General features: G+C 60.3%; 8 protein-coding genes. 1 reads left to right on the forward strand and 7 read right to left on the reverse strand.

What is annotated here, in order from left to right; translation table 11 throughout:
- From D8U18_RS19465 to D8U18_RS19490, 6 genes are all read right to left on the reverse strand, one after another.
- Nucleotides 1–636: ABC transporter permease (locus D8U18_RS19465; protein WP_131108194.1), on the reverse strand; the 636-nt coding region annotated here is incomplete at its 3' end.
- Nucleotides 633–1,361, reverse strand: coding sequence for an ABC transporter permease (locus tag D8U18_RS19470; protein WP_056856143.1), 729 nt, complete (start codon nt 1,359–1,361; stop codon nt 633–635). The genes D8U18_RS19470 and D8U18_RS19465, both read right to left, overlap by 4 nt.
- A 56-nt stretch (nt 1,362–1,417) precedes the next feature.
- Nucleotides 1,418–2,200 carry a transporter substrate-binding domain-containing protein gene (locus D8U18_RS19475; protein ID WP_056856142.1) on the reverse strand — a complete coding sequence of 261 codons (783 nt, stop codon included), beginning with the start codon at nt 2,198–2,200 and terminating at the stop codon, nt 1,418–1,420.
- 205 nt (nt 2,201–2,405) lie between these two features.
- Nucleotides 2,406–4,094 carry an ATP-dependent DNA ligase gene (locus D8U18_RS19480; RefSeq protein ID WP_131108195.1) on the reverse strand — a complete coding sequence of 563 codons (1,689 nt, stop codon included), beginning with the start codon at nt 4,092–4,094 and terminating at the stop codon, nt 2,406–2,408.
- The gene (locus D8U18_RS19485) at nt 4,091–5,125 is read right to left on the reverse strand and encodes a ligase-associated DNA damage response exonuclease (protein WP_131108196.1); all 1,035 of its coding nucleotides are present in this window, start codon (nt 5,123–5,125) and stop codon (nt 4,091–4,093) included. Before D8U18_RS19485 ends, D8U18_RS19480 begins: the two co-directional genes overlap by 4 nt.
- 362 nt (nt 5,126–5,487) lie before the next feature.
- Nucleotides 5,488–7,938 (reverse strand): penicillin acylase family protein, encoded by a 2,451-nt coding sequence (locus tag D8U18_RS19490; protein ID WP_131108197.1) that lies wholly within the window; start codon nt 7,936–7,938, stop codon nt 5,488–5,490.
- A 137-nt stretch (nt 7,939–8,075) separates the two neighbouring features.
- Between D8U18_RS19490 and D8U18_RS19495 the strand changes: the two genes are divergently transcribed.
- Nucleotides 8,076–8,642, forward strand: coding sequence for a cysteine hydrolase family protein (locus D8U18_RS19495; RefSeq protein WP_056856137.1), 567 nt, complete (start codon nt 8,076–8,078; stop codon nt 8,640–8,642).
- A 160-nt stretch (nt 8,643–8,802) separates the two neighbouring features.
- Here D8U18_RS19495 and D8U18_RS19500 read toward each other — a convergent pair.
- On the reverse strand, nt 8,803–8,865 hold a 63-nt coding region (locus tag D8U18_RS19500), incomplete at its 5' end, for an SEC-C metal-binding domain-containing protein (RefSeq protein WP_177435040.1).

The raw sequence follows: 8,865 nt of genomic DNA on the forward strand, positions 1-8,865 counted from the left end.
GGTCAGGTAGATCAGCGCGGCGATGCCGAACGACTGGAAGGTCAGGAAGGTCGCCGAGTTGGCGTCCCGCGCGACTTTCAGGATGTCCGGGATGGTTGCGGTGAAGGCCACGGTGGTCGAGTGCAGCATCAGGATCACTTCGTTGCTGTAGTAGGGCAACGAGCGGCGCAGGGCCGAAGGCATGATCACGTAGGCATACAGCTTCCAGCCTGTCAGGCCATAGGCCTTGGCGGCTTCGACTTCACCGTGGGCCATGCTGCGGATGGCCCCGGCGAAAATTTCCGTGGTATAGGCGCAGGTGTTCAGGGCGAACGCCAGGATGGTGCAGTTCATCGCATCGCGGAAGAAGCTGTCGAGCACCGGTTGCGCCCGCACGGCGGCGAGGCTGTAGATGCCGGTGTAGCAGATCAGCAACTGGATATAGAGCGGCGTACCGCGGAACAGGTAGGTGTAGAACTGCACTGGCCAGCGTATGTAGAAGTGCGGTGAAACCCGGGCGATGGACAGCGGAATCGAGACGATGAAACCGATGAAAATCGACGCGCTGAGCAGCCACAGGGTCATGGCCAGGCCGGTGATGTTCTGGCCGTCGGTGTAGAGGAAAGCCCTCCAGTATTCCTGCAGGAGTTCGATCATCGTACGGCCTCCCGGGTCCCGGCGGCGTAGCGGCGTTCGAGCCAGCGCAGAATGATGTTGGAGGCACTGGTGATCAACAGATAGATCAGCGCAGCGAGCACCAGGAAGTAGAACAGTTGATAGCTGCTTTTACCCGCGTCCTGGGCTGCCTTGACCAGGTCGGCAAGGCCGATGATCGACACCAGCGCGGTGGCCTTGAGCATCACCATCCAGTTGTTGCCGATACCCGGCAGGGCAAAGCGCATCATTTGCGGGAACACCACGATACGAAAGCGCTGGCCGCGCTTGAGACCATAGGCGGTGGCCGCTTCGACCTGGCCGCGCGGCACGGCAAGGATGGCGCCGCGGAACGTTTCGGTGAAATACGCGCCGTAAATGAAGCCCAGGGTCAGTACCCCGGCGCTGAACGGGTTGATCTCGATGTATTCCCATTCCATGTAGTCGGTAAGCGACGTCAGCCAGGTTTGCAGGCTGTAGAAGATCAGCAGCATCAGCACCAGGTCCGGCACCCCGCGAATCAACGTGGTGTAGCACTGGGCAACCAGGCGCAGCAGTTTGACTTTGGACAGTTTGGCGCTGGCGCCGAGCAGGCCGAGCAGCACGGCCACCAGCAGCGACATCGCCGATAATTTGATAGTCATCCAGGTGCCTTCCATCAGCAAAGGACCGAAGCCCTTGAGGCTGAAGGCGGAGAGCCCCAGATTTTGCAGGAGGTTTTCGAACATAAATCAGCAACCTGATCGGATGAAAAAAGCGCCCATCGCGAGATGGGCGCCGGGCATTACTTGCCGCTGTACAGATTCAGATCGCCAAAGTGTTTCTTCTGAATGGTGGCGTAGGTGCCATCATCGTGTAACGCTTTGATACCTTTGTCCAAAAGTGCTTTCAGCTCGGTGTTACCTTTCTTAATACCGATAGCCGTTTTAGCAGGCAGCAGTTCGCTGTCGACTGGCTTGCTGACTTCGTAGCCCTCGCCTTTTGGCGACTTCAGGAAGCCCAGTTCGGCTTGCAGCATGTCCTGGATCGCGGCGTCGAGACGGCCGGAAGTCAGGTCGGAATACACCTGATCCTGGTTCTGATAGGCCTGGGTTTTTACCCCAGCCTTGTCCAGAACGGCTTTGGCGTAGGCTTCCTGGATGGTGCCTTGCTCGTAGCCGACGGTCTTGCCCTTGAGCGAAGCGACGTCTTCAGTCAGGCCAGAGCCTTTCTTGAACACGTAGGCGGTTGGACCGGAAAACAGCTCGCTGGAGAAGTCGATGACTTTTTCACGGGCCGGGGTGACGGTCATCGAAGAGATCACACCGTCGAATTTATTGGCCTTGAGGCCAGGAATCATCCCGTCGAAATCGCTTTCGACCCATTTGCACTTGACCTTCAGCTCGGCGCAGATTGCGTTGCCCAGATCGATGTCGAAGCCCACCAGGTTGCCGTCAGCCGCTTTCGACTCGAACGGTGCGTAGGAAGGGTCAACACCAAAACGCAGTTCCTTGTATTCCTTTGCCATGGCGGAGCCAGCGGCCATGCACAACGCCAGTGCAGAGAGGGTCAGCAATGCTTTTTTCATTATTTATTCCCTAAAACCAATATGAGCGCTTGTGGCGCAGAATTATTGTTACTGGTAAGCGTAAGACCTAATGAAAGTAGCAATTTCCGAACCAGAGTGCCGAACAAGCGTTTAACAGGCATTCAGGAAATCGCCGGGATGGGATTAGTGCACGAAAACGGGCGGCGTGGAAGACCTGCACTCTTTTGGTTCTTCGGCAGGCGAATTACTGGAGCAAATCCTGCAGTGTTCCCAAGTGATCCGCCTCATCGACGGACTTGTCCTGACGCCAGCGCAGCATCCGCGGAAACCGCACGGCGATCCCGCTTTTGTGCCGCTTGGACAGCGCAATCCCTTCGAAGCCCAGCTCAAACACCAGGCTCGGTTTGACGCGGATCACCGGGCCGAATTTTTCCACGGTGGTTTTACGCACGATGCTGTCGACCTGGCGCATTTCTGCATCGGTCAGCCCTGAGTAGGCCTTGGCAAAGGGCACCAACGTGCGCTCGCTGGCGTCGGGTGGGCCGTCCCAGACCGCGAAGGTGTAGTCGCTGAAAAGACTCGCCCGGCGGCCATGACCGCGTTGCGCATATATCAGCACGGCGTCGACACTGAACGGGTCTACCTTCCATTTCCACCAGACGCCCACATCCTTGGTTCGGCCCACGCCGTAGAGCGCGTCTTGAGCCTTGAGCATCATCCCTTCGACGCCGAGCCGGCGAGAATCTTCGCGCTGGCGGGCGAGGTCGAACCAGTCTTCGCCGGTCAACAGTGGCGACGCCAGCAGCGCCGGATGATTGCAACGGGCAATGACTTGCTCCAGTTGCGCCCGCCGCTGCGCCTGCGGTTGATTGCGCCAGTCTTCGCCGGCCCATTCCAGCAAGTCGTACGCGAGGATGACCACTGGAATGTCGCCAAGCATTTTCTTGCTCAGGGTTTTGCGCCCGATGCGCTGTTGCAGCAGGGCGAAAGGTTGCACGGCGGGGGCGGTCGGCGATTGTGGGTCGAAGGCGTCGTCGGTGTCGGGTTGATCAGCTTTCCAGACCACGATTTCACCGTCGATCACCGTGCCGTCGGGCAAGACGTGGTTCAGGTTGGCCAGCTCGGGAAACCGCTCGGTCACCAACTCTTCACCCCGTGACCAGACCCACAACTTTGCGTCGCGCTTGACCACTTGGGCGCGGATGCCATCCCACTTCCATTCCACTTGCCATTGGCTGGCAGGGCCGAGCAATGCGTCGAATTGTTCGACTGGTTGGGACAGTGCGTGGGCGAGAAAAAACGGATAGGGCTGGCCGCCTCGCTGGGCATGTTCATCGGCCGATTCGGCGGCGATCAGTTTCAGGTAACTGGCGGCGCTCGGGCGATTGGACAGGTCGGTATAGCCCACCAGGCGTTGCGCCACGCGTTTGCTGTCGAGATGGGCCATGGTGGCGAGCGCCCGGGTGACCAACAGTTTGGAGACGCCAACACGAAAGCTGCCGGTGATGAGCTTGATACAGAGCATCAAGCTGGTGCGGTCCAGTTGCGACCAGAGTTCGGGCAGTTGACGGGCGAGTACCTCGGGGGATTCGCCGCGCAAAGGCAGCAGCTTTTTTTCGACCCACACGGCCAGGCCATCGCTGGACACGTGAGGAGCCTCAGGCAGGATCAGCGAGATGGTTTCGGCCAGATCGCCCACGGCCTGATAACTCTCTTCGAACAACCACGTCGACAGGCCCGATTGCTCAATCGCCAGATCATGCAGAAGCCGCGCCGGCACCAATTGCCGGGGCCGTCCTCCGGACAGGAAATACACCGCCCATGCAGCATCTTCAGGGGCGGCCTGGGCAAAGTAGCGTTGCATCGCCAACAGTTTGGCATTGCTTGAAGTCGTCGCATCGAGCTCGGCATACAACTGGGCAAACGCTCTCATGACGTCGCCTCGGTGGGCTCGTGCTCGACGGCTACAGGTTCTTCTTCATCGTCACCGTATTCGGTATCGAAAGCCTGGGCGTCGAGGCCTTGCTCGCGCAGGTGACGCACCAGCACGGCGACCGAACCGTGGGTGACCATCACCCGTTGCGCACCACTCTGTTCGATGGCCCAGAGCAGGCCAGGCCAGTCCGCGTGATCGGAGAGCACGAAGCCGCGATCCACTCCGCGGCGCCGGCGAGTACCGCGCAGGCGCATCCAGCCGCTGGCGAAGCCATCGCTGAAGTCGCCGAAGCGGCGCATCCAGGTGCTGCCACCGGCGGAGGGAGGGGCAATGACCAGGGCTTTGCGCATCAGCGGGTCGTTTTTTTGCACATCGCCGGCATAGATCGTCGCAGGCAGGTGAACACCCGCTTCGCGGTAAACCCGGTTCAGCGGTTCGACCGCGCCATGGGCCAGGATCGGGCCGAGTCCGGCATCGATGCCGTGGAGAATGCGTTGGGCTTTGCCGAACGAATAGCACAGCAGCACGCTGGTTTTGTCCTGTGCCGCGTTGGCCTGCCACCATTGATTGATTTCGGCGAAGACCTGCGTCTGGGGTTGCCAGCGATAAATTGGCAGGCCGAAGGTCGATTCGGTGATAAAGGTATGGCAGCGCACCGGTTCGAACGGGGCACAAGTGCCGTCGGGCTCGATTTTGTAATCGCCGGAAGCGACCCAGACTTCGCCGCGGTATTGCAGGCGAACCTGCGCCGAGCCCAGAACATGCCCAGCCGGATGAAAACTCAGGGTGACGCCGTGATGCAACAAGCGCTCGCCGTAGGCCAGCGTCTGCAGGTTGATGTCTTGCCCCAGCCGCGCTCGCAGAATGCCTTCACCCGGCGCCGCTGCCAGGTAATGCTGGTTGCCGGTGCGCGCATGGTCGCCATGGGCGTGGGTAATGACTGATCGCTCGACCGGTCGCCAGGGATCGATATAGAAATCGCCAGCGGGGCAGTACAAGCCTTCGGGACGCGCGATGACAAGATCCACGATGCTACCCAAGTGGGGGGACTTGTTAGCTATGAGGCTGGCGCGCGGCGAGAAGTTCTATCGGGGTTTGATGGGCGCGCTTTACACGAGGTACAGCTCATTCCTTGTAGGAGCACAGCTTGCTCGCGATAGCGGAATGTCAGTCACCGATAATGTTGAATGTGCCGGCGTCATCGCGGGCAAGCCATGCTCCTACAGGCTTTGAAGTGGCCGCGGTTCAAGTATTTGGCACAAATCCCCTGTAGGCGCCAGCCTGCTGGCGATGAATCCAAGAACGCCGCGGGGCATCAGGTGCCCCGCGTTATCATTGACGTCCATCGCGACGGTGCGACGATTCGACAGGCTCGCTCCTACAGGGGGCGTTACTTGCCCGGTGTCAGGGTCAAGCGCTTGCTGCCATAAACCCTGTCATAGTTCTGCGACTGCATCGGCAGGCTCTGATACTGCCCTTTGAGCCACGGATCGATGCTGTTGAGGTAGTTCGGGCTGGCCGGGTTGCCGGATTGGCCGCTGGCGATCTGGCCCATCAACGGTTCGGCCTGGCCGAAATCGACGATAAAGCGCATGGCCGGTGCCAGCGTGGTGTTGAAGTCCTGGCCCCAGGCGAAAGCGGCGGTGTTGAGCGTGGTGTGATCACCACCGGCCGGCACGGGGCCGCGCACGGTCTGGCCACTGACGTTCTTCCATTCGTAGCGGTGCAGTTTGCCCCACTGCCAGGCTTTGTGATCGCCGCCCAACTGACTGTCGCCGGCCGTGATTGCCGCGGCGAGACTGCGGGCGAGAATCGCGGGTTTATCTTCTTTCTGCGCGCTGCGCGCGTCATCCCAGAATGGACTGTCTTCGCGGCCCAGCAAATGATCGGCCTGTGCTGCGTAGGACAACTTGCCGTTGGCGACGAAGGCTTTCCAGGCCGGGCTGCTGTCCGGTCCCAACTCATCGAGGAAAATCTGTTTCATGCTTTCCTGCAAAAACAGTTCGTAGATCGCTGCATCGGCGGACGTCGGGGCCAGTTTGCCGTCGAATGCCATCAAGCGGGTCAATGCTTCGCGTGCCTTGCCGCGATCGGCCACCGGCAGGGCTTCGATGGCTTGTTTGAGTGGCTGGGCCATGCCCGGCGCTTCGAACATTTTCTTCAGTTTGGCGGCGAACGTGGTGGTCTGGTCATACTGCATGGCAATCAGGCTGCGAGTGTCATGTTTGCCCACACCGGCCAGTTCTGCCAAACGCTCGCCACGCTCCGGTGCCGACCAGGAATTGGACAGTTGCATGCCGTAGCCATGGGGAATGACCCGCTGGTTGGCCGTGCCGAGCCAGCCTTGCGCCGGGTCCTGGTCGTAAGGGTGCAGCATCGGGTCGGCGTAGCCGTCCCAATCGTAGCGATCTTCCCAGCCCGGCGAGGGCAACAGGCCTTCGCCTTCGCGGCGGTTAGGGTAACGGCCGGTGACTTGCCAGCCTATGTTGCTGGCATCGGCAAACACCAGGTTCAAGGCAATGGCGCGAATTTCGCGGCTGGCATCGGACGCCTTCTCGACGTTCTGCGCGCGGGACAGGTCAAAAAACGCGTCCAGGGATTTGTCGTCGGAGAAGTTCGGTGTCTGCAGGGCCAGGCCGAAGCCGTTGCCTTGCGCCAGGCCTTGGGCGCTGTTGAGTAGCGGGCCGTGGCGGGTTTCGTACACGGTTTCGCGAATCGGCCGCTGGCCTTTGACGAAGTAGGTTTCGTTGCGCGCGGTCGCCGGCTGCCACTTGCCATTGGTTTCGTAGGCAAGGCCGTTGCCCTGGCGGCGGATTTTTTCCAGGAACAGGTCCTGGTTGTCACCCATGACGGTGGTCGTGCTCCACGCCACTTTGCCGTTGAAACCGCCCAGCACCATCGGCAAACCGGCGATGGTCACACCGGAGGCCTGATATTTCGGCGCGCGAATCTGTACGTAGCTGTAGAGCGACGGCACGCCCATCGGGCCATGGCTGTCGCTGGCCAGCAGGCTTTTGCCGCTGCGGCTGCGTTGCGGCGCTATCGCCCAATTGTTCGAGGAAATGGCGCCCAGCAGATTCAACTCAGACAGTTGGCGGGTGGCCTTACTGATTTCAGTCAGCCCCGGTACCTGCCCGTTAAGCTTGATGCCATGCAGCTTCTCGCTTTCAGCCAAGGGCAGCTTTTCGTCGGGAGCGGACGGCGTCAACCACGGCAGTTTGTCGGTGGTGACGGTTTGCGCGAGTACCAGCGCAGAAATTTCTTCCGGCAGGTTGGCCGACTGGCTGAAGTTCAGCAGACAGAAAATCAGCGCTGAATCTTCCGGTTTCCAGTACTCAGGCTTGTAGCCGCTGGCGACCAGATCCGCCGGCAGCTTGTCGCGATAGCGGAACAGGTAGGCGTTGACCCCGCGGGCATAGACTTCAAAGAAGCGTTTGAGCCGCGGCGAAGACGCTTTGTACAACTCCCCGGCGCTTTTCTTCAGGTTGACCGCGCGCATGTAGCGGTCGGCGTCCAGCAAATCCGCACCGTGCATTTCCGCCAGACGGCCCTGGGCCAGCAAGCGCAGGGTGACCATTTGGGTGATGCGGTCGCTGGCGTGCACATAGCCGAGGGCGAACAGCGCGTCGTGGAACGTGCTGCTTTCGATCAACGGCATGCCCATCGCGTTGCGGCGCACCGAGACATTCTGCGCCAGCCCCTTGAGGGGCTGCACGCCGGAGGTCGGCGGGAGGGTGTCCTGGGCATTGAAGCTCTGACACCCTGTCAGGCTCAAAACCCCCGTGACTGCTGCGGCAACGCCGAACCGGGGTAGAAAATGTGTGAGGGCTGGCGAGGCCATGGCAAAGCTCCTGCGGGGGTAGCGTCAGTAAAGCCGCTACGTTAGTGAGCGGGAGGAGGGCGCGCAAGCGGGGTACAAGGTTATTTCAGGATTTGTCTGATAAGTTCAGCGACCAATGGTCCGGGAGGTGTGTCGACATGGAATTAAAGGCAAATGCAGGATTGATCATCATCGATCAACAGAAGGGCATTCTGCACCCCAGGCTGGGTCGCCGGAACAATCCCCAGGCCGAGGACCGCATGCTGGAACTGTTGGCGCATTGGCGGCGCAGCGAACGGCCGGTGATTCACGTCCAGCACTTGTCCCGATCAGAGGACTCGGTGTTCTGGCCGCTGCAATCGGGCGTGGAGATTCAGCAACGATTTCAGCCACTGCCGGGTGAGCAACTGATTCAGAAGCAGGTGCCGGACGCATTTTGTTCAACGGGGCTGGAGAGACTGTTGCGCGAGGCGGGGATCGCACAGTTGATCATCGTCGGCGTGGCGACCCACAACTCGGTGGAGTCCACGGCGCGCACGGCGGGCAACCTGGGGTTCGAGGCGTGGGTGGTGGAGGATGCGTGCTTTACCTTCGACAAGGCCGATTTTTTCGGTAACCCCCGTTCAGCCGAAGAGGTGCACGGTATGTCGCTGGGGAATCTGCATGGTGAGTACGCGACCGTGGTCAGTACCGAACACATTCTGAAGGCGGGTGAACATCTGTAGGAGCAAGGCTTGCCCGCGATGAACGATGATGCAAAGAGTATGAAGTACCGAGGCGCGGCAATCGCGGGCAAGCCTTGCTCCTACAGGTCTCGAAACACTGTGAGAGTGGGCCTGCTCGCGAAACCGGCCTACCAGACGAGGCAGGTTTTCACCTGAAGCCTCAAGCGCCGTGGCACTTCTTGAATTTCTTGCCGTTGCCGCATGGGCAAGGGTCGTTGCGGCC

This window comes from Pseudomonas sp. Sample_10 (assembly GCF_004321495.1).
GTDB lineage: Bacteria > Pseudomonadota > Gammaproteobacteria > Pseudomonadales > Pseudomonadaceae > Aquipseudomonas.

Excerpts from the sequence above, each read along its gene's own strand:
- D8U18_RS19470 (WP_056856143.1), bottom strand. The coding sequence starts at position 1,361 with ATGTTCGAAAACCTCCTGCAAAATCTGGGGCTCTCCGCCTTCAGCCTC.
- D8U18_RS19475 (WP_056856142.1), bottom strand. The coding sequence starts at position 2,200 with ATGAAAAAAGCATTGCTGACCCTCTCTGCACTGGCGTTGTGCATGGCC.
- D8U18_RS19480 (WP_131108195.1), bottom strand. The coding sequence starts at position 4,094 with ATGAGAGCGTTTGCCCAGTTGTATGCCGAGCTCGATGCGACGACTTCA.
- D8U18_RS19490 (WP_131108197.1), bottom strand. The coding sequence starts at position 7,938 with ATGGCCTCGCCAGCCCTCACACATTTTCTACCCCGGTTCGGCGTTGCC.
- D8U18_RS19495 (WP_056856137.1), top strand. The coding sequence starts at position 8,076 with ATGGAATTAAAGGCAAATGCAGGATTGATCATCATCGATCAACAGAAG.